The sequence below is a fragment of the Verrucomicrobiota bacterium genome (genome assembly GCA_016871495.1).
GTDB lineage: Bacteria > Verrucomicrobiota > Verrucomicrobiia > Limisphaerales > VHDF01 > VHDF01.
In genome coordinates this window covers 1-23,361 of the sequence record VHDF01000017.1, presented here as the reverse complement: position 1 = coordinate 23,361, position 23,361 = coordinate 1, and the positions used below count along the sequence as shown (strand labels likewise).

The following is a 23,361-nucleotide window of genomic DNA, read 5'->3' as shown; positions in this document are numbered from 1 at the left end:
GGCCACACCACCCTGTGGCTGACCCAACCATTTTTTCGAACAATCCTGTCAGTTCACCCCATTCTGCTTTCAGTTCCATCGAATGGAGCTCGATGCCCCATTCAACGCGACGTGCGACGCCCCTCACAAGCTTCAATCATCACGGAAGCTGGCGAACCTCGATCCTCTGCTCGAATGGCTGCGTCTCGTGCCCGGCCGCGTGGCTCTCGCTCACTTGGCCCTCCTCGCGGGAATCATGCTGACGGGTCACGCGACAGTCCCAGAACAGGCCGAGTTTCCTGATCCTGGACTGGCGGCCGCGGTCCGCGGCGCATTGGGCCTCGGAGATTCCGACCCCCTGCCTCACTCGGTGCTCCGGCACGTCCGGCATCTCCAGGCGACCGATCGCGGAATTCGGAGCCTCGACGGACTCGATCAACTCACCGAACTCGAATCCATCCAACTCGTCAGTAACCCTCTGGACTCCATCGTCATTCCGGCCACACTCACCAAGCTCACCACCCTCATCGCTTGGGATTGTATGATCACCAATCTGGTCTTCCTCGCTGGAACCGCATCCCTTGAAGCATTGACTTTGGTAGAAACCAAGCTGTCCGAACTCGTCCTTCCGGGAACTTATCCGAAATTGAGATTGATCCAGGTGTCCGGGGACTCGCTCGCGCAACTCTCTCTTTCCAAGGAGTTACCGGCGCTTGAGGAACTCGACATTTATAAATGCCGTTTGGATTCGCTCGATCTCTCGGGGACTGCTCTGCCCAAACTGGAACGGATCCATTCTTCAGACACTCAAATTGCCTTGCTCCGGATCGATGACCGGGCAAACCGGCTCATCAGGGTCTCGATGTGGGACAACGAGCTAGCAGAAGTGGTGTTGCCTGCTGCATCCCCCTTCCTGGAATCCATCAGCCTTCGGCGCAATCCACTTCGCCGGCTTCAACTGCCCGCGCAAGCCCCCAAACTGAAGGAACTGTTGTTGGATTTCACCGGACTCGACCGCCTTGATCTGCCGGCCTCGTTGCCCAGTTTCGAATACCTTTCCTTAGAGGGAGCTCATCTCCCGCACTTCGATTTTTCGCTGGCGCTCGCGACGGCAACCAACATCGTGGTCAGGGAGTGCGGAATCTCCTCTCTCGTCATTCCCCGTTACATGACCCGTTTGATCGAACTCCATGCGGGCGGAAATCCGCTGGTCCGGTTTGAAATCGAGGGAGAATTGCCGCGGCTCCGATATCTGGACATCAACATCTCACGACTCGAATCCATCGAAGCATTCCGCAAACTGTCCGGGCTGACCTCGCTTGCGCTGCCTTCAAACAATTCCAATTTGACCCAGGTGCTCGCACCTCTGGTGCAACTGACCAATTTGTTTATCAGCCTTCAGGACGCTCCCCAAGCGATTCCCATGCTGCCCGCGACATTGACCCAACTGACTCTTCAGGATTACTCACGGGGAGACTGGTCATTCCTCAGGCAAGCCTCCAAATTGTCCACTCTAACCCTCGAAAGTTGCGCCTTGGGCAGATTCGACCTCCCCGAGGGAGTTGCAAGGCAACTTGCCAACCTGAGCCTGATCCGAACGCCCGCGAGAGACCTGTCCTCCCTTTCCCGCATGCCCTCGCTGAAGACCGTCTTCTTCATGGAAACGGGGCTCACCAACGCCACGATTCCCTGCGGGCTCGAATATCTGGAATACTTCTCCTCGCTGGGCAACGCGATCTCCAAAATCCGGGCCAGCCGACGGCTTCCATCACTCGTGGTCGCCGATGTCTGGGAAAATGAACATTCCGAAATCGAAATCGGACCCGAGCTGCCGAATTTGCTGAAATTATGGGTTGATCCGCTCAATGTCACCCGGCTGGTTGTCAGTGAACAAGCGGCCGCGTATCGACTGAAACGGGACCTGGACTCTTACCAGTCACAAGGGGTGGCCGTTCGACTTTACCCGGCGGAAGTCACTCTATCTCAACCCGTATCGTCGAAGGTCGACTTTGGCTTCGATCTTTGGGGTCCGCCCGGCGATTACGATATCGAGCAGTCCAGTGACATGGGCCATTGGATCCTGGCCGGCCAAATTCAAAACCGATTTGGCGCCGCCACGTTCCTTCAGGACTCGGGACCTTCCGCCCAAAACCCCCATCGATTCTACCGCGTCCGCCGCCTCAGTCCGTTCCCTTGCCCGTAGATCGAGCGTGACGTCGTTGACTCGACACGCGTCGATTTCCAAACATGCGCGTCTTCATCCCCAACCCCTCGCAGGTTGGGCAGGCTGCTCTGCGTGGGCAAACTAACAAAAATCACACCGCCGGCTTCCTGCCCCCGAATCTCGAACCATCCTCCGATGGATTCCATCCGTCCCCGCATGTTGACGGGTCCGGTTCCAGGTTGAACCGGTTCCCGTCATCCATGCTTGACCGTTCTATCCATCCTGGTTCCGGCAGGTTGCAAAGATCCGTCTTCGGCGTTAAACCCAGCTCAACAACAACGCTTCTTGCTCGAGCCCCGCGTTGAATTGATCCATCAGCGACACCACTTTTCTCACCCCGGTATCCTGGCTTTTCCGCAATTCCGCCAGCATCGATTGCTGCCCGCGCTTCATGAGCAATCGCCGGTTGCCAAAGCGTTCAAACAACGCCTCGAAGTTCGCGGGCGTCCACAAACGCGCCCGTTCGCCCAACGCCTTCTTCAGCCGCAGATGCTCCGTCAACCCGGCAGGATCGTAATCAGGCAGGTGCAAGACCGAGAAGCGCGGGTGCGTCTGCCCTCGCAACCACCCGAGCACACGACGGGAGAGTTTGCCTCCCGCGTAGAGGGCTCCGTCCGCGATGATCGATTCACCAAGGACGTCTGCGGCAAGAAAAACCGCGGGGTTTTCCACCACCGCCAGCACCCCGCCCAATCCGACCTCCCCCGCTTCCTCCAGCACCATCGACGCGACACGCCGGCGCCTCGTCCACTCCACAAATTGAGCGCCATCCGACCGGGAGAGAAAGAGGTCCATGGACCACACACGGAGCAACACCATTTCCGGGGTAGCACCCGGCTTGGCCTTGCTATCCCGAAACTCGGACAACGCGGCCACTCGACCCGCCGCCACCGGCGTGGCCGGACGCTCGGGAAAACGCTGCTCCAAAAACGCGCGCAAACGCGGCGCGTCCTTAACCACCATCCGGCGGCCGCTCCCCGACCTCTCTTCCACCAGCACCCCCGCGTCCACCAGCGGCCGGATCAACTCAAAAAAAGCCCTAGAACAGGCTCTGCCGGGAAGAAATCCGGCGGCCAGCAAGGACTCGATTTTGGAACGTCCCTGGGCCAGCCGCGAATTCATCGTGTTTTCACTCCGATGCGATGGGCGTGTCGCAGCACGAAACGACCCTGGCGAGGTTGCAGGAAGTAGAGGGCATCCACCTCGCTCACGGAATCTGGAGCGGCGGTGATGGCAATGAAGCCGAGCTTGCGCGCCATGGTCAAAATCGCGTGCCGATTCGTGCCGTCCAGAGAATGAACCTCGTCGAGAAAGAAGGGCACTTCGCAATGGAGATTCTTATGGCTGTCCTCCCGCAACAAACTGCGCAGCACGACCAGGTTAAACAGCACTTTGATCGTGATGGTGGTCCCGTGGGACTCCACCTGGCGAAAGTCGCTGTACCGATGCGTCTTGCCATCGCCTCCGGTCACCGTGAACGAGAGTGCGAACAGATCGTCGTAGCGCAGGAGCGGATTGCTCTCGAACTTGCGGCGGAACCCGCTCACCGCGGACTCCAGGGCCGCGCTCTCCTCGAACAGCCCGGGCTGATCCACCTGCGACAATCTTCGCATCGCTCCCACGATCTCGGCATGCTCGACCACCTCCATCCGCAAGGACTTCAAATTCGAAACCTGCACGGCGGCAAACGAGCGATTCAGCCGGTCGGCGGCGCTCTTGATATCCCCCAAGGATCGCAACACCTCATCGAACGTCGCCCGCAGTTGGTGCAGTTGATGCTCCCAGTCGCGCCCGAGCGCTTGCTCCCTTTCCGGCAAAGCCTCCAACTCCTCGCGCAATGTCTTCAGCGTTTCAGATTCCTCCGCGCCCGAAAAGTCGCTTCCCAGCTTGGCCTCAATCTGGCGCAAACCCGACTCGACCTCCCGCTCCATCAAACCCAGCGAGCCTTGCCGCCGCAAATAAACCTCCGCCGCCTCCTCGAACCGGTCCGGAATCGGGTCCGTCGGAGCCACCGTCCTGGCGGAAGTCTCCGGAAACACGCATTGGTTGAACTTCCCCATTGCCTCGTTGAACCGGCTTTCGGATTCGATCTTGGTCCGCTCGATGCGCTGAACTCGCGACCGTTCCTCGCGCAGCTCGTCTTCCAATCGCGACAACCGTCCGGTGGCGGACGCCAGGGCCTGATCCACTTTCGCCAATTCGGCGCGAAATCGGGGCAGTTCCCCGCGGGCGAGCTGCCACTGCTCGAACCGCAACAGTTGCTTTTGAAGGGATTCGGCCTCGTTCCGCCGGGCGCGCAATGAACCTTCCATCGACTCCCGCTCCACGATGGCGTGCAAAATCCCCCGCCAGCGCGCCAGGATCGATTCTCCCTCCTTCAACTGCTCGCGCATGCTCGCAGGATCGGCGATCAAGGCCAGCGCGTGCGCGGATTCCGGAATCGGCAGCGTCACCATCCCGTCACGGTACCACCCGCCCTCCACACGCGCCGCGAGTTTGCGCAGCGTGTTCTTCCATAATTCCCGGTCCAGGATCCGGACTCCGTCATCCCCCACCGGCAACGAAAAGAGGTCGAGGTTGAACAAACCCGCCAGCACGCGCAGCTCCGGTTCAGAAAAATCCCGGCGCAATTCCCCCATCAGAGCCCGGCCCTCATGCGACAGCCTGCGCCGGCGTTCTTCCGTGAGATCCTGATAGAACCGAACCTTCTTCTCGGCCTGGTCGCGCTGCTCGCGTTCGGCCTCTCCCAATTGATGCTCCAATCGGCGGACATCGGATTCCGCGTTTTTGAGCGACGCCCGGGCCAATTCCTCGACGAACTCCCCAAACTCGCGGCCCTGCTCCTCAACCTGGCCCAGTCTGGCTTGCGCCGCGCCACGGGCTTCCGAGAATTGGCGCACTTCGGCCATGCGATCCTGGGCTTCCGCCTGCCATACCCGCAATCGCTCCTCACACTCCGCGAATCGCAACCGCAGCGCCTCCCGCTGAGCCTGGTGTTCGGCTTCAAATGCCACGCGCTTCTCGCGCAAATCGGCCCAGGCAAAGGCCATCTCTCCACGAGCCAGATCGCGCGCCGCCTGAGCCTGCAGGAGCCGCTTCACCTCGGGCTCGTGTTTCTTGAAGAGCGTCAGTTTCTGCTTGTTCCTCAAGATGCGCTCGTAATCGTCCCCAAAAAGCTCCCTGACATCCAGCGCGCACCGCTCGGTCGGAAGCCCCGCCAGCATCAGCAAGCGGCCTTTCATCTGATCCTGGCTGATGGCGCTCAGGCAGAGCAAATTCTTCAACGTCTCGCGAAACTGGGGATACTTGTCGTTGTCCCTCAAGACCACGAGGCCTTCTCCCTTCGACTCGCCTTTGGTGGACTGCAACAAAAGTTCGCGGTGTTCCTGGGCTGATCGCAAGACGGTGTATTGCTTCAATGCCAGCCGGGCGTTCACCGCCTTCGCCTCGCGCACTTCGCCCTGTTCCGTGAGAAAATCCAGCGAATCATAGGGGCCTTCATACATGAACCGCTCCGGCTCACCGCCCGCCGCGCGGCTCTGCCCCCGCCAGCCCAGCACCAAATCACCCCGGGTGCCCTGGCACTCGAACAAAACGTAACTGAAGGGACCGGGAAAGTAATAATCTCGCGTTTGTTCCGGCGTGTAAGTACCGAAGTCCATGTGCCGCCGATCGTCCAAATAGAGGAATTGCAGCGTGTTGATCAGGGTCGTTTTGCCGGTATTGTTCGGTCCCACGATCTGCAAAGTCCCGCGCAGCTCAACCTCGGCGTAATCGCACACGCCCGCCCGGATCACGATCAGTTTTTTGGGTCCATTCGCCATGAGCTGCCTTATTCGAGCGTGGGTGATTCGGGTGAACCTTCTCGGGAAGGCGCGGCGGCCGTCGCCGTCGCGAGTTCCTCCGAGAGCGCCAGACATTGATCCAGCAGGCGATGGAAGGGACGCAGCAACTTGAACTCGTCTTCTCCCAGGAACTTCACCCAACCGATGCGCTCCATGCTCTTCAAGACGAGCCTCAACCCCTGCGCGTCCTCAATCTCGACCTGCCGCAGGAGCGAGACATAACGGTCCAAAGAAAAATGGGGCAGCTTGGAAATGAGGAAGGGCTGGCTCAACAGATACTCCTCCACCGGCAAACCACTGTTGGCTGCGTGATCGACCAGAATGTAGCTGAAGATGGCGATGCGCGGCAAAGTTTCCGCCAAACCTTCCGAACCCTCGGGCTCGAAATAGAAAAATTCGCGGGGATGGCGCACCAGTTTCAACCCCAGCGGTTCGAAGTAACGGGTGTAGGCGTCAACCTCGGCGGACAGCGCGGAAAACGCGGGCTCGTCCTCCGGCGACAAGTGGCCGCCCCGGCGCAATCGGTCGAAGATTTCCTGCAAATGCGGCAACGAGTTCATACGCGTGTCAATCGAACCGGACTAGCCGCGAGAGTTCCCGCGGGCGCCACGTAATGTTGGACTTCTCCCCCTCGAAATTCAGCCTGGAAATCCGGATGAAACACCAGTTTCGTGAAACCGGCCAGCGCGTCGGCCAGATCCCGCTCGGGATGCCGGCTCATGACCCACCTCAACAGGTCCTCGATGGGCGACTCCGCCCGGGCGGCTTCCGAGAGCGACTCAAGCCAAAGCAAACGGAGATAACCGGGCGGAGCAGCCTGCCCGGCATTCAGCTCCAGGACCGGCGGAGGCTCGGGTGGATGCAAGGCCACATTACGCACCGCCCGGGACAACGCGCGGTCGGAGGGCACGTACTGCCAGCGCAACGAGGTGACGCGGACCGCATGCCGGTCAGCCCATCCGGCCAGGCCCTCCCGCTGCAGTCGCTCAAGAGCCAGGGCCGCCCCCTCCGCCATGAACGAAGATCGGCGCAACGACTCATACAGAGGCTGCAATTCTCTCCGGCACTGCTGAAAGACTCTCAAGGCGTGGCGGGACACTTGGCGCAACTGCCGGATGTTTCTCTCCAAGGCCGGCAGATCGTTGAACAATCCGTGCTGGCGGGCCTTCAATAAGAGCCGTTCTGTCTCTTCGAAGGTCGCCCGCAACGGGCCATCAGCCCGAACGATTTCCACCATGGGATCGACGTATCGTTCCATCCAATGGACAATGCGCCTGAATTTGTCCCGCACGGAGATCGAATGCCGCTGGGTCTTGAACCGGCCCACCTCCGCTAAAATCGAGCGGTGGGTTTCGTCCAAATCCGCGAAGATCCGCCGCAGCGCAATCTGCATTTCCCCAAGCGCGATCTGCACCATCGCCATGTCGTCCTGATCAATGGCGCGCGACAACTGCTTGCCCAAAGCCTCCAACGATTGAATGTAACCCCGGATCATCTCCGGTGTCGCCGCCTGGGCCTCGTCGAAAAGATAGTTCAGAAGCCGGCGCACCGGATCCGCCAGATAATGAAAATCACTGCCCGCCTCGACCGGCACCAGGATTTGCAATTCCCGCAGCCTCCTCCAGGTCGTTTCCGGCAGTTCCTCCGCTTCGGAGGCGTGCGCCCGGATCAAGCGGCGCGCCTCCGCTTCGCTGATCTCGCCCTCCCGCTCCACCAAGGCCCGGAGCAGGGAGACATGCCCAGCGCAAAAGTTGAAAAACGTTTGCGGCGGAATCTTCACATCAAAATGCTGTTCAACGCCCGGCCGCCCGCCGCTTCCTGCCGGTCATCGATTCAAGAGAAGCCGCGAGGGCCATGGACATTGCGAATCGCTTCATGGGATGCAAGGCCTTTCGGGCCGACTGTTTTCGAGAGGCGAAAAACTGCGTGGAAAGCGACAAGGGATCAAGCGATTTTCGGATCAAGTCCGGACTCCCACGAGCCCCGGCGCCCGTCCGCATTTCTTTTCCGGCCCCACGGTCTGGGAGGGTCCTCCAAACGCCTCGACTCATCCCTCACGACTCGACAACGGCCTCGGTTCAGGACAGAAGTTTGCATGCTTTCCCGCGCCATCCTTGGACTGATTCTTGGCCTGGCTTGTCTGCCTCACGCCTCGGCCGGCGAGCAGGGTGAGAACATGCTGAAGACCGATATCCTGGCCGTGTTCGCGCATCCCGATGACGAAACAGGCATGGCCGCCACCCTGGCTCACTATGCCTGGGGAAGATCCGCCCGCATCGCCCACGTTTATTGCACGCGCGGCGAAGGCGGCGGAAACATGGTGGGGACCCACGCCGGGCCCGCTCTCGGCGCCTTGCGCGAAGCCGAATTGCAACAGTGCCTCCAAAGGCTTGGAGTTCGCCACGTCCGCTTCCTCGACCAGCTCGATTGGGCCTACACCGAAAGCGCCGCCGCCACGCTGGAGAAATGGGGACTTGAAATCAGCCTGGAACGCCTGGTTCGTTTGATCCGTCTCTTCCGTCCGGAAATCATCCTCACGATGAATCCGGCCCCGACTCCCGGCCAGCACGGACATCATCAGGCGGCTGGCATTCTGGCGACGGAAGCCTTCGACGCCGCGGCCGATGCCTCGCGGTTTTCGCTGCAACTCTCAAAGGAGGGACTCAGGCCGTGGCAGCCTCGGCGGCTTTTCTATTCCGGCGCGGGCGAGCCTGGAGTCACCCTCGAGGTCACGCATCGATTACCGAACGAACTCACTCCCGCCCAGATCGCCGGAAACGCGCTGTCCCAGCATCGCTCCCAAGGGTTTGGCGCCATGGTCAATGCCCCCTGGCTGCAAAGGCCTCAACGCTTCGCCCTGGTCAAAACCTGGGTTCCCTCCGAGGAGTTGCGCGATGATTTGCTTCAAGGCCTGCCCGCCGCCGACTCTTTGCTGCATTCCAAACACGCCCTGGCTCAACCTCCGGCGCCATCCTTCGACTTCCAGTTCGTTCCCCGCCCGGCCTTTCAACGATACCAGGCTTGGACTCGGCGCCACCGCCTCGAGCACTGGACGCAACGTTACCAAGCCGATCTTCCGGTAATCGAAGGCACACCGTCCGAAGTCAAGATTTCAGTCTCCCACCCGTGGCCACAGCCCCTGCGTGGAACACTCGAGATGAAGGTTCCTTCGGGATGGCAAGTCCGTCCCCGTTCGTCCAACCTAACCCTGCCCGCCGGACAAAAGCAGACCGCCTCGTTCCAAGTCATCGCTCCACCTGGAACGACCGCGGACGCCACCCTCACCGCCTCCTGGTCCTCCGCCGAATGGAGCACCAACGTCTCGGCCATCGCTCACCCTGTCCCGTCCGCCCGTGTGCCCAAGCATCGGCGGCCCTTATCCATCGATCTCGATCCCGAACCCGCGTTCCAGACCGCCCGTCTGGCCATCACCTCGAAACAACTGGCGCAAGGCAAGACCGATGGCGAGGCCGATAGCAGCTCCCGCGTGCGCCTGGCCCATGACGGACGCCGTCTCTGGATCGATGTCGAAGTGACAGATGACGTGGTGGTGACGAACATCGCGCCGAATGACATTCGCGGGCATTGGCGGACAGACTCCGTGGAAGTCTGCCTCGATCCCCGGCCCGGCTCCGAGCACACGCTGGGCTGCTACAAGCTTGGCATCTTCCCCTTCGATCTCACCGGACGCGTCCGCGCCGCCCGCGACGCAGATGCCAGCCAGGGACCGGTGGAAGAAACCGCGCCTGAAACTCGCATCGCCTCCTCGCGCACTCCCAACGGCTATCGGGTTCGCGCGGTCATTCCTTTTTCCGAAATCGGATTGAAGAAAGGCCAGAAGGAGCTCGGATTCAACATCATCATTTATGATGGCGACAAGCGCGACGCCGCCGTCGGAGAAAACATCAATGAATCCCGCATCGCCTGGGCGCCCCGCCCGGGAGTGATGGGGCGACCCGAGGACTGGGGCCGGCTTGCATTGGAATAATCCTGGCCGAATTCCGAAACGCGCCATCGCTCAATCCTCCAGACTTTCCCCACGCTGCCAACGCGCTCGAAGTTCGCTCCGGGATATCTTTCCCCGCTCGTTCACGGGCAATCGCCCGACTCTGACCCAGTGGCGTGGCACCTGCCAGTCCTCCAGTTGGCGGGTGGCATGATCCTTGATCCGAAGTTCATCGCTTCCTTCACCCCCTGCCCAGCACGCCACAACCTCATCCCCACGCGATGCATGCAGGGACGTCACCCCAAACACGGCGACCTCCCGCACGTCCGGACATCCCGCCAGCACCCGTTCCACGACCTCCGGATGCAGCTTGCGGCCTGCCACATTGATGGTGTCGTTGAGCCTCCCCAGCCAGCGCACGATGCCTTGTTCCAAACGCACAGCATCGCTCGTCTCAAATCGGCCCATCCCCATGGCGGATGGCGCTTCAGGCCAATAACCCAGCCCCACACTCGCTCCTTCCACCACCAAGTTCCCAGCCTCGCCCATCGACAGCGTCCGTCCGGGCAAAGCCCGTCCCACCACCCATGGATCCTCGCGCGGTCGCTGGGAATCGTCGTAGGCAATGCCACCGCACTCGGTGGAACCGTAGAAATTGTGGATTTTCAGCCCGTATTGGCGAAAGACATCCTCATCGAGCGGAAGAGGCAAGGGCGCCCCGGCGCTGATGGCCACTCGCGCGTTTCCAGGAATCGCCCCCGCCGTGTGCCACGCCGACCAGAGCGCCGGCACCGCCGGCAACGTCACCGCTTCGAAACAAGCCGACGCCCGGGCGAGCGCGCCCGGCAGCCTCTCCACGCCCGTCACCAGTGGAACGCCATGCAGAAGCAACGGCATCACCAAATTCGAGAAACCATAGGAATGCGCCATTGAAATGACCGCCAAGTTCGGCGCGTCACCTCTCAAGCCCATCGCCGGCACCAAAGCGTCGACATCCGCCGCCAGTTGAGCCTCCGTAAAGCATACCCAACGTGCCGAGGAAGTCGTCGCGGAGGTGGATTTCACATGAGCCGTTCCCTTCGGAGCGAGCATTCCCAGCGGCGCCGCTTGGCCCCTTTCCAACGGACACACCGGAATTCCCAGCCGCCACCCCCTCAGCACCCCCAGGACGAATTCCAACCCGCCTCCAGTCGCGGACGCCAAAGACCCTTCCTGCACACCTTCCCTCACGCACTGCTCACACTCCGTTTGTAATGCTTCAAACGTCCAGCTCTGTCCGGTGCCGAATTCCATGAGCGCCAGTTTTGACCGCTGGCGGTCAACCGTCTCCAACCATCGTTCGTAGAGCATTGCGCCTTTGCTATCCCACCCCTAGTCTTGCCGGCAAGAAGCGAACCATGTGGATCTCCAAACGAGCGCGAGCGGCTTGGCTGGTTGTCCTCCTCGGATCCTGGTTCGCTCCCGGATGGCTCTCGGCGAAAGACTTTGTTCTCGCTCGGGACGCCCTCGCCCGGCTGACCCTGCTCTTTCATCGACACGCACGCTTCAACCCCGACGCCCCCGCCCCCACGCCGAAAGAAGCCGGGGACATCCTGCGCCGCGTTCGATCGCGCTCTCCGCGCGCGACTCGCCCATGCGCTTCGAGTTCCAAAACCATCGAGGTCCCCGGTTTTGCCGGGTTCCATGATTTCAGCGCCGCCTGCCCTGAACAGGTCCGATCCGTCTGCGGAGGCGCCTGGCGAAAATACCTGCAACGCGGCCATTGGCGCATGGTCTTCCCCTTTACCGGACGGCAGCAGGAGCGAACGGCGCGAAAACTAACCCTCCGCCTCGCCCGGCAAGAACTCGTGGCTCTTCATATCCTGAAATTCCCCGCCCTCACCATCAATCACGCCGTCCTCGCCTACCAAAGGGTCGAAAAAGATGGACGCTTGGAAGCCATCCTCGCTTACGACCCCAACCAACCTCGCGAACCCCTTTCCTTGCGATGGAATCCCGAACTCAAACGCTTTTCGATGGCTCCCAACTCCTACTTCGCGGGAGGACTCATCGACGTGAGCCCAGTCTATTCCTCGTGGTGGAATTGAGGTCCCGGTCAACCCGGTGCATCCCGATGTTGCCGGTGATGCAGGTAGGGCGCGTCCGTCCCGGCGCGCCGCCGGAGCATGATGTTTTGCATCCAGTGGGCGGCGGCCTGGGACAGGCTCGCCCTACCAACAACATCGGGATACACGGCTGTCAACCCGGTTTCAAGATTGCAACTTGGCCGCCAATCCTTAGGTTTTCACGCCCATGATATTCAGCAAGTACCATGCGCTGGGGAACGACTACCTGGTCATCGACCCCTCCCAAGGGAGCGCGGAACTCACGCCCGCCGAAATCGTTCGCATCTGCCATCGCCATTTTGGCATCGGTTCCGACGGCATCCTGCTGGGACCGCTCCCTTCCACCCAGGCTGACTTCGGCCTCCGCATTTTCAATCCAGACGGAAGCGAAGCCGAGAAAAGCGGCAACGGCATTCGCATTTTTTCGCGTTACCTCTTCGACACGGGCCGGGTCGGAGGCGAGGAATTCACGCTCGATACCCTGGGTGGACGCGTTCGATCCACCGTCAGCCAGCAAGGCCGCGAAGTGCGGGTCGAAATGGGCCGCGTGAGTTTCCAAAGCGACCTCATCCCCGTGGCCGGCCCATCGCGCGAGGTCCTGCAAGAATCCATCCCGGTCCAGGGACGCACGTTCACGTTCTGCGCCGCCACCGTGGGCAACCCCCATTGTGTCATCCCTCTGCCCGAAGTGAACGAATCGCTCGCCCGCCAGTACGGTCCCGGGCTCGAAACTCACTCCCTTTTCCCCAAACGAACGAATGTCCAGTTCCTCCAAATCCTCGACCGCCGTAACATCCGGATCGAGATTTGGGAACGCGGCGCCGGCTACACTCTCGCCTCCGGCAGCAGCAGCAGCGCATCCGCCGCCGTCGCGAAAAAGCTTGGTCTCGTGGACGAACACGTGACCGTGCACATGCCCGGCGGCCAGCTCCTGATCGAAATCAGCCCTGACTACGACATCCTCATGACGGGTCCCGTCACCCGGGTGGGGCACGGGGAGCTGCATCCCGAAATCTATACCTGACAGAGCTCCGGGAATTCTGCTCTCGCCAGTCCCCTTCCACCCCGTCAAAGTTACCCCGCCGTTCGAGTCCAAACCGTCCCCCATACCTCATGACAGCCGCCCGCGCTTTCCACGGAACCTACACCGCCCTCGCGACCCCATTCCGAGATGGACGACTCGATGAGGCGGCTCTGGAAAAACTCATCCGGTTTCAGATTCGCCAGGGCGTGGAGGGCATCGTCCCCGTCGGCACCACCGGAGAATCTCCGACCCTCTCCGTCGAGGAACACATCCGGGTCATCGAACTCTCCGTCAAGTTCGCCCACAAGAAAATCCGCGTCATCGCGGGTACCGGAGCGAATTGCACGGAAGAAGCCATCCACCTGACCCTCGCCGCCCAGTCGGTCGGCGCCGACGCTTCTCTGCAGGTCGCCCCCTACTACAACAAGCCCACGCAAGAGGGCCTCTTTCAACATTTCCACGCCATCGCGCGCGCCACCACGCTCCCGATCCTCCTCTACAGCATTCCCGGACGCTGCGGCATCGAAATCGCGGTGGACACGGTCAACCGGCTGGCCCATGACAGCGTGAACATCGTTGGAATCAAAGAGGCGGGCGGCAGTTGCGATCGCGTGAGTCAGTTGCGAGCTTCACTGGGCAAAGACTTCGTCATCCTCAGCGGGGATGACTCCCTCACGCTGCCCTTCATGGCGGTGGGCGCCGACGGCGTGATCAGCGTAGCCTCCAACATCATTCCCAGGGAAGTGGCCCACATGGTTCGCGCCTTTGCCCTGGGCAAGCCGGCCATCGCCCTCAAGCTTCATCATAAATTCTATCCGGTCTTCAAAGACCTCTTCCTCGAAACCAACCCCATCCCGGTAAAAGCCGCGCTGGCCGAGATGGGCCTCCTGGCGGAAGAATACCGACTTCCTCTCGTGCCCATGACGCCCAAACATCGCGAATCACTCGTGCAAACACTCCGAGCGGCAGGCATTGTCAAGAGCCCCGGCGTATGACTCGCATTCTGATCCACGGTTCCAAAGGCCGCATGGGCCAGGCCCTCATCACAGGCGCCGCCAGAATCCCGGATGCCGAAATCACGGGAAAGGTGGACCTCGGAGATTCACTCGATGAGGCCCTTCCCGCCGCGGATGTGGTGATCGATTTTACGTTCCATTCCGCCACCCTGGGAGTCGCGCTCAAATGCGCCTCGCTCGGCAAAGCCCTGGTCATCGGCACGACCGGGCATGACGAAACCGCCAAAAAATCGATCCAGGATCTTGCCTCTGTCATCCCCATGGTTTGGGCCTCGAATTACTCGACGGGTGTGAACACGCTCTTCTGGCTGACCCGCCAGGCCGCCGAAATCCTGGGACCCGATTTCGATCTTGAAGTCGTCGAAATGCATCATCGGCTCAAAAAGGACGCGCCGAGCGGCACCGCCGAAACCTTGGGCGAGATCCTCGCCTCCGTCCGACAATCCCAGCTCAAAAACGTCGCCCGCCACGGCCGGCACGGCATCGTCGGTGAACGCACATCGGAGGAAATCGGCATGCACTCCCTCCGCGGCGGTGACGTGGTGGGAGATCACACCGTCATCTTTGCCGCCAACGGCGAACGGCTCGAACTCACCCACAAAGCCTCGAGCCGCGACACCTTTGCCCACGGCGCGCTCCGAGCCGCCCTCTGGGTCGTGCGGCAAAAACCCGGCCTCTACTCGATGCAGAACGTCCTTGGTCTTTCCAAGTAAAGCGCGAGGCTCCAACTCGTCCGTGCATCCCGAAGTTGTGTGTAGTGTGGCGCAGGCTGCCCAGCCTGCCGTATCGCCGACTGCCAGTCGGCCCGGCGGGTGAGGGACGAGGCCCTTCGATGCTCTCCACGCGCCTGGTTCCCTTCGTCGCCCCGCAGGCTGGGCAGCCTGCGCCACAGCAGACAGGGCTGTCTGCGTTACCAAGACAACCCGGTCAACGACAAACTCTGGATGCACCGCCAACTCGTGCCCTCCCAAGGTCTGACTTCCCGCCGGATCCGTTTCAACCTAAACGGAGCTGTTGAGCGTGTCGAAGATGCGCAAAGGCTTGAGCTTCAGAGGCCTGCCGAAATTTGAGGTGGATCCACAGGTGATCCATCGATGCTGATCCATGGCCGTTTCCAGGCTCAAAGGTGCCAACCACGCGAGGGCTCGATGGTCTTATCGGTGTTCCTGGGCTGCGTTTGATGAAAAATCGCGCGAAAATTCGTAAAGGATCAGCAAGTTCCTACCGATGCACCCTACACTCAATTCGAACTTCATCTCGCGGATAGAAAGTATTAGAATGCCGGGCACTCCATCCACGGCTCCGATGAAATGGGTCGCCAAGCCCGCGCGCAAAGCCCTCGTGGTGGGCATGGCCGACATGATCGCGAGCAACGACGTCTCCGCCCAGTTGGTCACCTACTCCCTCGGTTCCTGCGTTGGTATCGTCATCTACGATCCGGTGAGGAAGGTCGGAGGCATGCTCCACGCCATGCTGCCCGATTCCACCATCAATCCCGCCCGCGCCCTGATCAAACCCCACATGTTCGTGGACACCGGGCTGCCCGCCCTCTTCCAAGCCGTCTATTCCCTCGGCGGCGTCAAGAGCCGGCTCACGGTCAAACTGGCCGGAGGAGCTCAATTCCTCGACGAAAAGAAGGTCTTCAATATCGAACAACGAAATACCGACCAGGCCCTTGCCCAGCTTTCCCGAGACGGTGTCATCCCCTCTGCCAGAATCATCGGCGGGCGAGACAGCCGTACCTTGCGACTCGACCTCGCCACCGGCGAACTCCTCCTCGATGTCCCAGGCAAACCCCCCTCGAAAATATGAACCCAAGGAGTCTTATCGAGAGGGCCGAGAAGCTGACCGCTCCTTCCCCTGCAGTGGTCAAACTGCTCGACTTTCTCAATCGCAGCGAGGTGGACAACGACGAAATCCTCGCCGTCGTGCGCAAGGATCCCGTGTTGTGCTGCAAACTGCTCGCCACTTGCAACAGCCCCGCCTACGGACTCTCCAGCCAGGTCGGATCTTTGGATCAAGCCGTCCTCTACCTTGGTTCCCAGGTGATCTATCGCCTCGTCCTGGCCTTGAGCTTCGGACCCTCATTGACCCGAAAACTTGGAGGCTACGCGATCGACGGACAGGATCTTTGGAAACATTCCCTGCTGGCCGGCACACTGACCTCGAAGGTGATCGAAGCCATGCCCCGCTCCAACTTCGAACCCTCTGTCGCCTACACGGCTGGGCTGATCCACGACATCGGCAAAATCCTGATGAACCAGGCGCTGGACAACAAAACCAAGGAGGCGATCCAGAAGATCATCGAAGGCCAGGGCCTCTCCCTGCTCGAAGCTGAGCGTGCCGTGCTGAAAACGGACCACGCAGAGGTAGGCGCTCACTTGCTGCAGCTATGGAAGCTGCCTGAGATCGTCATCGAAGCGGTGGCGAACCACCACGCGCCCGTCATCCATCCACACCCCAAACTGTCCTCCGTCATTCACGTGGCGAATGTTCTCGCACATGGTGCGGGCTCGACCCCCGGTTGGTCTTCCTTTGCCGTGCGCGCCCACGAAGAAGTCCCTGAAGCTTTGGGTCTCAACGAAACCGCCATGCAATGCCTCGCCTTGGAGTCCTTTGATGCCCTCGCCCAGGTGGAGCAAATGGCCGCCTCCAAATAAGGCTCCTCCATCCCGCCATGGAATCTCGGCCCCTCCTTCGGAAGAACGCTACCAAGTCCCCTCGGCGATGAGGGACGTCACACGCCGGGCCAATTCTTCAGCCATCAGGGGCACCGCTTGGCGTTCTGCGCTCGACAGGTCCGCCCCCACTCTCAATGTGGTGCGCCCCTCGACTTCCTGATTCTCAAAGAGAAACTTGCCCGTCCCGCGATCCTGGGCTGAGACCACCGCCACGATGGCCATGCTGAAATCGCGGACGGTCTGCACGTCGCGAGGCTGAAACGTCACCCCTGAGCGATCGAATTTCGAGATGAAGCCGGTCACCACAATGTCCCCGGGCCCCCGGGTCTCGAGTCGATAAGTCCCATCCTTCTGCAATTGCTTGCGCAGGGCCCCGGTGACCGCATCCGTCAGTCGCGGTTCGCGTGTCTTGTTCAGGAAAGGATGAACCTGGACCGAACGCGAGCCGGCGGGAACGCCGTTGGTGGGCCCGACGCGATACCCGGCGCATCCCCAACCGAACCCGCCGAGCAAGGCCAGGCTCCAAATCCAGATGACAGCTCTGCTCACGGATTGGCCTTCGGGGCAGGTTGGACCGCGGCCGCCGGATCGGGCTGAACCGGATCGGGAACCGGCCGGTTCTGGACCTTGAGCCGCAGTTGCTCGATTTTCTTCCGCGCTTCCTCGGCGAATTTCGAATCGGGATCAATCTCCACCACGTCGCTGTAATAAACCAGCGCCCCATCCCAGCGTTTCTTCTTTTCGTAGAATCGGGCGATCTCGTAACTGCCGCGCGCTTGTTCCGACTTCAAGTTGGAGATCTTCTTGCGCGCGTCCGGCACTCGGGGATCCTCAGGATAAAGGGCCGTAAAATCGCCGAAAGCGGACATGGCCTTCTCGGCGGTGCCCTGGTCGTACTCCGCCTTCAAAGTTTGTTTGTGATACGCCAGTCCAGACTTGTAGAGCGCGTCCGAGGCCACCGTTTGCTGATCGTGATAGCGATCGGCAGCGCGTTCATAGGCTTTCACAGCCAGAGGAAAATCCGCCTGCTTTTCGCGAGCGGACCCGATCTTCATCTGCGCCTGCGGTGCCGTTTCGGTGAAAGGCCCGTTGCGAATCACCTTTTCATACATGTCGGCGGTCTTGTCCATGTTCGGAAAAAACGGAACGTACCCCCAAAGCTTGAACCACTGCCCGCCCAGGAATCGATTCGCGATTTCATACTGCCGCGCCACCACCTCCTCAAAATTGTCCAGCTTCGGATACTTCTCCAAGAGCGTCTGATACGCCTTGAACGCCAGTTCGTCCTGGTGCTTCTTCTCATAGGTCTGGCCGAGGAGGAATTGCGCTTTGGGGGCGTAGTCCGAAAGCGGCCACACCTTGACCGTGCGGCGCGCCGCTTTCAGCGACGTTCCATAATCCCCCTTGTCGTAGGCCGCTTGCGCCACCTCCAACTGATCCTTCGCCCGCGTGCGCACCCATTTGCCACCGCCGCCGACGGACTCGTAAACCCATCCCTCCCCGGGCCGGTAAGTCAAAGGTGCCGGACACGTCATCGGAAAAGCCAGCAGAACGGCGAAGAACGCCAGGAACAACCATCGATTCATGGTCGCGAACCTAGCGCGAGGCACGGGACCGCGTCAAGGTGATGCCCCCGCCCCCACTGCCCGAATGTTCCCTCCGCATCGAGCCGTCCGCCGCCACCACGAATCGTTCCCCGCCCCATTCCACGGTCCTCCCGCAATGGGCAGCCAGCCAGACCCCAGCCTGAGCCAGATCTTTCGCCCAAACCTTCCAGCAGTCGAACCAACGAACTTTTCCCAGCCCCAGCCTCGCCTCCAAATCCAATGCACCCAGGCCCCGCAACATCAACAGCGCCAGGCCGGTCGCAACCACGCCTCCCCCGGAATGACTCGCCATCCACACCAGAAGCCAAAGCGTCGTGTTGGCGAGCAAACACAAGAAGTATTGAACCGGTTTGCACACGCGAATCGTTCGCGCCCACCTCAACTGATGCCGCCAGGCCGAGGCCCACCCCAACCGGCCCCCCCGGCATTCCACAACCACCGGACACAACTCGACCGCACCACCCGACCGCACCAATCGCTGACCAAGCTGGTAGTCGTCCGCCAAATAATCCGAGAACGCCCGGAAGCCTCCGCACCGTCCCGCCACGTGCCGGGGCATCGCCATGACCGCCCCCAAGGCAAAATCAAGCGGCCGCAGATCCCTGGCCTGCAAAACTTGGCTCCAGAAATCGGTATTGGCCACGAACGCTTCCCAGCGCGAAGCACCGCTGCTTCCCGGTTGCAACCGATACAAGCAGGTCCACACCACCGGCGCGGCGAGATTCAGCCTCGCCGCGAGTTGCTCCAGCAGATCCGGCGGAGCCCATACGTCCGCGTCGCTCACCACCCAAAAAGGGTGAAGCGCGCGAGCCTCCATTTGCGCCAGACTCGAAATCTTCCCGTTCGTCCCCCAGTCCTCGCCGCACGTGACCCACTCGGCGTGAACCTCCGGAAACTCCCTCATCAACCCCATCACCACCTCGCGAACCGGATCTGACTCCGACCTCGCTCCGAAAAGCAATTGCACGACTCCACCATACCGCTGCTCGAACCAGGAACGCAGGCATTCCGCCGTTCGCTCGTCCGCCCCTCGCAAGGGCTTGAAAACGGTAACGCCAGGACTTTGTCCCGGACGGGTGCGGACGTGCAGCGGGAATCGGGCCGCCGTGCCCCATTGCCAGAGTGCGATGGCACTGCTCATCCCCGCGAAGATCTCCGGAATCGGGGCCCCCATTGCGGTGCGTTCCTAGCCTGTTTGACGGGTCCCACCCCGTTCGCCATGCGGACGAGCAGTCTCCGGCACGCGAACTTCCACGGGCATCCGGCTCAGCTTTCGCAATATGATTCCCTTCCGGCGCAGCGGCCACCACTCATAAAGATAGATCTCCAGCGGACGCCACATCGCCACCCAACCCGCGATGGTCAACCCCTCCTTGAAAAAACTCCCGACGGTGGACTCCGCCCAAGCGGAGGCGAACTCAATCCCGGCGAAGCACGAGACCAGGAAGAACAAACCCACCATCAAACTCATGCGGCCGTGTTTCAACAATCGTTTGAACTCCAGATCGTTCAGATTCGCGCGATACGCGAAATAATGATGCACCGCATCCCCCAAGGTGGACCTCGTTCCGGCTTCTTTCGGCGCTTCCTCCAAATGCACAATCAAATCCACCGGCTCATGCCGCGGAAACTCCTGTGCCCAGCTCAGGATGAAATCCGCCGCGTCATCGTCTAAATCCCGCTCATGAAACGGCGAGGGATCCATCGTGTTGAACAACTGATCCACGGTGCGCAGCCTCAGTTCGATATGCTTGAGTGCGGACATGAAGCTCAGAAACTTCGGGCAACCTCCACCTGAAAACGGCTTGCCAGCGCGGCTAGGTCGCCATCCCGCACGCCATGAGGATGACCTCCTGGACGAGCGATTCCTCCTCAAGGGTCACGCCCAAAGGCCGCTCGCCCCGCACGGCGCGGGCCAGTTCCGCCAAGTCATCGACGTAACGCTCGTAACGCGGAAGGGGCACCGATTGCGGCCCCGCCTGATACGGGCCTGCAGCCTGCGCCAAGTCGATTTCCAGCACCGGCGGCTCGATGGGCCGGATCGAAGCCGAACCCCCAGTGCCCAGCACCTCGAAAGATCGGACGGGTAATCTTGATGATTGCAAGGAGTTGTTCAACAGGACCGCCACCCCTCGCTCAAACTCAAGCACCGCGACATTGTTGTCGCGAAACGCGTCCTGAACCGGGTGATCCGTCCGCAGGAAGGGTGTGACCTTGACGGGCTTCCCCAGGAGGCGCGCGATGGGATCCAGCATGTGCACACCGAGCTCAAACATCGAACCGCCCTTGAACTGGCCCCATTCCCGCCGCTGACCCGGCGAGGCCGCGTTGCTCATGTGGGCTCGAATGGAATAAATGGAACCCAGCCAGCCCGCGCGCGCCGCTTCAAAAATCTTTTGAAAGGCCGGATTGTTCCGCCACATATAGCCGGGCTGGAATACCCGCCTGGCCTGCTGGGCGAGCCGAATCATCTCGCGCATCTCCTCCAAGGTCTCCGCCGGAGGCTTCTCGACATGCACATGCCTGCCCGCCTTCAAGGCCAGCAAAGCGTGCCGGGCATGATCGGGCACCGCGGACTCCACCGTGATGACTTCCGAACGTTCGATCACTTCCGCCTGGTTCAGGAGCGGGACGCCGAGCTTCTCGCACGCCATCCGCGTCGCCGCATCCTGCTCCGCCACGCCCACCACCTCCCAGTCAGGCGATTTTGAAGCCAGCCGGAGTTTTGGCAAACCGTGACTATGCACGGCTCCGAGAAACCCAATGGGAATGCGTCTCGCAACAGGCGCAACAGCGCCTTGCGCAAGCCCCGAAAGGTCGGAACCAAGCGCGGCCGCTCCACCGACGGCAGCGCCAAGAAATTGACGGCGCTTCATCGTGGAATCCTCGAAATCAAAGGAATCGGATTTCAACGTCCGGGGCGTTTCGCGGGCGGTTCCCAATTCTTGTGCCAGTAGAGATTCCACAGATTCTCCAAAGGCACCGTCTCAACGTGATTGTCTGCGAAGGACAGATTAATCGAGCCGGGAAGCTTGTTCTTGCGGTCAAAGTTCTTCGGAGCCTGGCTCGCTGGAAACGCGTGACGAGGAATCGCCATGCGGGAAATCCCCCCTTCGGCAAAATCATCGCCCGTGAACAAATTCCGCGCCGGAGGTCCGCTCATCGTCGGCCAGGCATCCACCCAAATCGAGTCCGCGAAATAAGGGGTCTTCGACGGCTGCTGGATGTCGCTCTCATTCCGGAACATGTCTTTCTTCTCCCCATAGGGGCTGTCCGTATAAAGATAACCGTTGATGGCATAGCTGCCCTGGTAATTGGTGCGTCCCCCATCCACCAGCCATGCCCTGACCGCCGTCCCGCTCGCCCCACGGTCCCGACGCAACTGGGCGTCGGTTCGCTCGGGAGCGGTGGGACAATACCTCACTTGGTCGATGGCGGCGTAATGACTGCGAAGACGCAGCATCCAGAGGTCCGGCCAATTGTCATAATTCACGGGCTTTCCGGTGTCCGAGAAATACATGTAGTTCGCCAGCCCGATCTGTTTCAGATTGCCGGCACACTTGATCGAATGGGCTTTGGTCTTCGCCTTCGACAGGGCAGGCAGCAGCATGCCCGCCAAAATGGCGATGATCGCGATCACCACCAGGAGTTCGATGAGGGTAAAACCAGATCCAGGCCGGAACCGGGACTGGAATGAAATGGGTTTCATAGGGATGCCGGAAGCTATCCCGGCCCCGGATGCAAGCGAGCCTATTTTTTGCTGATGCACCGGGATTGAATTCCCTCTCCAAACCGACAACGATCACTCCTTCCATGCGCTACGATCCAATCGACCCCCAGCTTTTCGTCCAAAACCGGCGGCGGCTGGCCGCCCTCATGTCCCCCCGAAGCCTCGCGGTGGTGCACTCCAACGACATCCTCCCCACCAACGCCGACGGCACCCTGCCCCTGAAACAGAGTTCCGACCTGTTCTACCTGTCCGGAGTCGATCAAGAGGAATCCATCCTCCTGCTCTTCCCCGACGCCGACGATCCCACGCAGCGTGAAATCCTCTTCTTGCGCGAACCGACCCCGCAGGTGCAACTCTGGGAAGGCCGTAAACTCACCCGGGAGGATGCCCGCAAGGCGACCGGCATCCGCAACATCCAGTGGCTTTCCGCCTTTCCCTCCCTCCTCCATCGCCTGATGTGCGAGGCCGAAGGCGTCTATCTCAACAGCAACGAGCACCGCCGCGCCGTCGTCGAAGTCCAATCCCGCGATGCCCGCTTCATCGACGAGTGCCGACGACGCCACCCCCTCCATCAATACCTGCGGCTCGCCCGTTTGATGCATGCCTTGCGCATCGAAAAATCCGCGGCCGAAATGGCTCTCTTGCAAAGAGCGTGCGATGTCACCCGTGCCGCCGTTCTTCGCGTGCTCAAGTTCACCCGCCCTGGCGTCATGGAATTTGAGGTGGAAGCGGAATTCGCCCACGAGTTCATTCGAAACCGGGCAGGCTTCGCCTACAACCCCATCATCGCCACGGGCGCCAACGCCTGCGCGCTGCACTACAACGACAATTCCGCCCCCTGCCGGAAAGGCGAATTGCTCCTGCTCGACGTCGGCGCGTGCTACGCGAATTACAACGCCGACATGACCCGCACCATCCCAGTCTCCGGCCGTTTCACCCCGCGCCAGAAAAAGGTCTATCGCGCTGTCCTCCGAGTGCTGCGCACCGCGATCGATGACCTGCGCCCCGGCCGAAAAATCAAGGAATGGCAAAAAAACGCTGAACAACACATGGAAAAGGAACTCCTCGACCTCGGCCTCATCACCGCCTCCGACATCCGTAAACAATCGCCCGAACAGCCGGCGTTCAAACGCTATTTCATGCACGGACTAGGCCATCCTCTGGGATTGGACGTCCATGACGTGGGGTTCACCACCGAACCCGT

The 23,361-nt window shown here is 60.9% G+C and carries 20 protein-coding genes and 1 pseudogene; 10 read left to right on the top strand and 11 right to left on the bottom strand.

Annotated elements, in window-relative coordinates:
* Positions 1 to 82: 82 nt before the first annotated feature.
* Positions 83 to 2,182: a leucine-rich repeat domain-containing protein gene (locus FJ404_05785; protein MBM3822385.1), complete on the top strand. Its 2,100-nt coding sequence runs from the start codon at positions 83 to 85 to the stop codon at positions 2,180 to 2,182.
* A 279-nt stretch (positions 2,183 to 2,461) separates the two neighbouring features.
* Here the strand turns inward: FJ404_05785 and FJ404_05780 are convergent, their stop codons facing one another.
* The 4 genes from FJ404_05780 to FJ404_05765 are packed head-to-tail and all read right to left on the bottom strand — an operon-like array spanning position 2,462 to position 7,828.
* Positions 2,462 to 3,325: a hypothetical protein gene (locus FJ404_05780; GenBank protein MBM3822384.1), complete on the bottom strand. Its 864-nt coding sequence runs from the start codon at positions 3,323 to 3,325 to the stop codon at positions 2,462 to 2,464.
* The gene (locus tag FJ404_05775; protein MBM3822383.1) at positions 3,322 to 6,027 is read right to left on the bottom strand and encodes a hypothetical protein; all 2,706 of its coding nucleotides are present in this window, start codon (positions 6,025 to 6,027) and stop codon (positions 3,322 to 3,324) included. Before FJ404_05775 ends, FJ404_05780 begins: the two co-directional genes overlap by 4 nt.
* Before the next feature lie 8 nt (positions 6,028 to 6,035).
* Entirely contained in the window at positions 6,036 to 6,608 is a 573-nt protein-coding gene (locus FJ404_05770; GenBank protein MBM3822382.1) for a hypothetical protein, read from the bottom strand.
* Complete coding sequence (locus FJ404_05765) at positions 6,605 to 7,828, bottom strand: hypothetical protein (GenBank protein MBM3822381.1); 1,224 nt, start codon at positions 7,826 to 7,828, stop codon at positions 6,605 to 6,607. Before FJ404_05765 ends, FJ404_05770 begins: the two co-directional genes overlap by 4 nt.
* On the opposite strand from FJ404_05765, the gene FJ404_05760 reads away from it, so the two are divergent.
* Positions 7,784 to 10,036 carry a hypothetical protein gene (locus FJ404_05760; GenBank protein ID MBM3822380.1) on the top strand — a complete coding sequence of 751 codons (2,253 nt, stop codon included), beginning with the start codon at positions 7,784 to 7,786 and terminating at the stop codon, positions 10,034 to 10,036. The genes FJ404_05765 and FJ404_05760 overlap by 45 nt on opposite strands.
* Positions 10,037 to 10,066: 30 nt before the next feature.
* On the opposite strand, the gene FJ404_05755 is transcribed toward FJ404_05760, so the two are convergent.
* Positions 10,067 to 11,344 (bottom strand): long-chain fatty acid--CoA ligase, encoded by a 1,278-nt coding sequence (locus FJ404_05755; GenBank protein ID MBM3822379.1) that lies wholly within the window; start codon positions 11,342 to 11,344, stop codon positions 10,067 to 10,069.
* A gap of 47 nt (positions 11,345 to 11,391) precedes the next feature.
* Between FJ404_05755 and FJ404_05750 the strand changes: the two genes are divergently transcribed.
* The 7 genes from FJ404_05750 to FJ404_05720 all read left to right on the top strand — a co-directional run bounded on the left by FJ404_05750 (position 11,392) and on the right by FJ404_05720 (position 16,799).
* On the top strand, positions 11,392 to 12,081 hold the full coding sequence (locus tag FJ404_05750) for a hypothetical protein (protein MBM3822378.1): 690 nt from the start codon (positions 11,392 to 11,394) through the stop codon (positions 12,079 to 12,081).
* A gap of 26 nt (positions 12,082 to 12,107) precedes the next feature.
* Positions 12,108 to 12,290, top strand: a complete 183-nt coding sequence (locus FJ404_05745; protein ID MBM3822377.1) for a hypothetical protein — start codon at positions 12,108 to 12,110, stop codon at positions 12,288 to 12,290.
* On the top strand, positions 12,287 to 13,123 hold the full coding sequence (locus FJ404_05740) for a diaminopimelate epimerase (protein MBM3822376.1): 837 nt from the start codon (positions 12,287 to 12,289) through the stop codon (positions 13,121 to 13,123). The genes FJ404_05745 and FJ404_05740 overlap by 4 nt, the downstream gene beginning before the upstream one ends.
* An 89-nt stretch (positions 13,124 to 13,212) precedes the next feature.
* A complete protein-coding gene (locus FJ404_05735) occupies positions 13,213 to 14,118 on the top strand; it encodes a 4-hydroxy-tetrahydrodipicolinate synthase (GenBank protein MBM3822375.1) in 906 nt (301 codons plus the stop codon).
* Positions 14,115 to 14,852 carry a 4-hydroxy-tetrahydrodipicolinate reductase gene (locus tag FJ404_05730; protein ID MBM3822374.1) on the top strand — a complete coding sequence of 246 codons (738 nt, stop codon included), beginning with the start codon at positions 14,115 to 14,117 and terminating at the stop codon, positions 14,850 to 14,852. The genes FJ404_05735 and FJ404_05730 overlap by 4 nt, the downstream gene beginning before the upstream one ends.
* 631 nt (positions 14,853 to 15,483) lie before the next feature.
* Entirely contained in the window at positions 15,484 to 15,951 is a 468-nt protein-coding gene (locus FJ404_05725; protein ID MBM3822373.1) for a chemotaxis protein CheD, read from the top strand.
* On the top strand, positions 15,948 to 16,799 hold the full coding sequence (locus FJ404_05720; protein MBM3822372.1) for an HDOD domain-containing protein: 852 nt from the start codon (positions 15,948 to 15,950) through the stop codon (positions 16,797 to 16,799). The genes FJ404_05725 and FJ404_05720 overlap by 4 nt, the downstream gene beginning before the upstream one ends.
* 48 nt (positions 16,800 to 16,847) lie before the next feature.
* On the opposite strand, the gene FJ404_05715 is transcribed toward FJ404_05720, so the two are convergent.
* From FJ404_05715 to FJ404_05690, 6 genes and pseudogenes are all read right to left on the bottom strand, one after another.
* The gene (locus tag FJ404_05715) at positions 16,848 to 17,492 is read right to left on the bottom strand and encodes a hypothetical protein (protein MBM3822371.1); all 645 of its coding nucleotides are present in this window, start codon (positions 17,490 to 17,492) and stop codon (positions 16,848 to 16,850) included.
* Positions 17,366 to 18,406, bottom strand: a complete 1,041-nt coding sequence (bamD, locus tag FJ404_05710; GenBank protein ID MBM3822370.1) for an outer membrane protein assembly factor BamD — start codon at positions 18,404 to 18,406, stop codon at positions 17,366 to 17,368. Before bamD ends, FJ404_05715 begins: the two co-directional genes overlap by 127 nt.
* A 10-nt stretch (positions 18,407 to 18,416) precedes the next feature.
* The gene (locus FJ404_05705) at positions 18,417 to 19,601 is read right to left on the bottom strand and encodes a glycosyltransferase (GenBank protein MBM3822369.1); all 1,185 of its coding nucleotides are present in this window, start codon (positions 19,599 to 19,601) and stop codon (positions 18,417 to 18,419) included.
* A gap of 12 nt (positions 19,602 to 19,613) precedes the next feature.
* Positions 19,614 to 20,192 (bottom strand): hypothetical protein, encoded by a 579-nt coding sequence (locus tag FJ404_05700; protein ID MBM3822368.1) that lies wholly within the window; start codon positions 20,190 to 20,192, stop codon positions 19,614 to 19,616.
* 52 nt (positions 20,193 to 20,244) lie between these two features.
* Positions 20,245 to 21,339, bottom strand: coding sequence for a Gfo/Idh/MocA family oxidoreductase (locus tag FJ404_05695; GenBank protein ID MBM3822367.1), 1,095 nt, complete (start codon positions 21,337 to 21,339; stop codon positions 20,245 to 20,247).
* A gap of 602 nt (positions 21,340 to 21,941) precedes the next feature.
* Positions 21,942 to 22,136: pseudogene (locus FJ404_05690) on the bottom strand (type II secretion system protein).
* Positions 22,137 to 22,240: 104 nt separating this feature from the next.
* Here FJ404_05690 and FJ404_05685 point away from each other — a divergent pair.
* On the top strand, positions 22,241 to 23,361 hold a 1,121-nt coding region (locus FJ404_05685), incomplete at its 3' end, for a M24 family metallopeptidase (GenBank protein ID MBM3822366.1).

What these genes read in the sequence shown, in the direction of transcription:
- FJ404_05785 (MBM3822385.1), top strand. Translation starts at nt 83, where the DNA reads ATGGAGCTCGATGCCCCATTCAACGCGACGTGCGACGCCCCTCACAAG.
- FJ404_05780 (MBM3822384.1), bottom strand. Translation starts at nt 3,325, where the DNA reads ATGAATTCGCGGCTGGCCCAGGGACGTTCCAAAATCGAGTCCTTGCTG.
- FJ404_05775 (MBM3822383.1), bottom strand. Translation starts at nt 6,027, where the DNA reads ATGGCGAATGGACCCAAAAAACTGATCGTGATCCGGGCGGGCGTGTGC.
- FJ404_05770 (MBM3822382.1), bottom strand. Translation starts at nt 6,608, where the DNA reads ATGAACTCGTTGCCGCATTTGCAGGAAATCTTCGACCGATTGCGCCGG.
- FJ404_05760 (MBM3822380.1), top strand. Translation starts at nt 7,784, where the DNA reads ATGCCCAGCGCAAAAGTTGAAAAACGTTTGCGGCGGAATCTTCACATC.
- FJ404_05755 (MBM3822379.1), bottom strand. Translation starts at nt 11,344, where the DNA reads ATGCTCTACGAACGATGGTTGGAGACGGTTGACCGCCAGCGGTCAAAA.
- FJ404_05750 (MBM3822378.1), top strand. Translation starts at nt 11,392, where the DNA reads ATGTGGATCTCCAAACGAGCGCGAGCGGCTTGGCTGGTTGTCCTCCTC.
- FJ404_05745 (MBM3822377.1), top strand. Translation starts at nt 12,108, where the DNA reads ATGTTGCCGGTGATGCAGGTAGGGCGCGTCCGTCCCGGCGCGCCGCCG.
- FJ404_05740 (MBM3822376.1), top strand. Translation starts at nt 12,287, where the DNA reads ATGATATTCAGCAAGTACCATGCGCTGGGGAACGACTACCTGGTCATC.
- FJ404_05735 (MBM3822375.1), top strand. Translation starts at nt 13,213, where the DNA reads ATGACAGCCGCCCGCGCTTTCCACGGAACCTACACCGCCCTCGCGACC.
- FJ404_05730 (MBM3822374.1), top strand. Translation starts at nt 14,115, where the DNA reads ATGACTCGCATTCTGATCCACGGTTCCAAAGGCCGCATGGGCCAGGCC.
- FJ404_05720 (MBM3822372.1), top strand. Translation starts at nt 15,948, where the DNA reads ATGAACCCAAGGAGTCTTATCGAGAGGGCCGAGAAGCTGACCGCTCCT.
- bamD (MBM3822370.1), bottom strand. Translation starts at nt 18,406, where the DNA reads ATGAATCGATGGTTGTTCCTGGCGTTCTTCGCCGTTCTGCTGGCTTTT.
- FJ404_05705 (MBM3822369.1), bottom strand. Translation starts at nt 19,601, where the DNA reads ATGGGGGCCCCGATTCCGGAGATCTTCGCGGGGATGAGCAGTGCCATC.
- FJ404_05700 (MBM3822368.1), bottom strand. Translation starts at nt 20,192, where the DNA reads ATGTCCGCACTCAAGCATATCGAACTGAGGCTGCGCACCGTGGATCAG.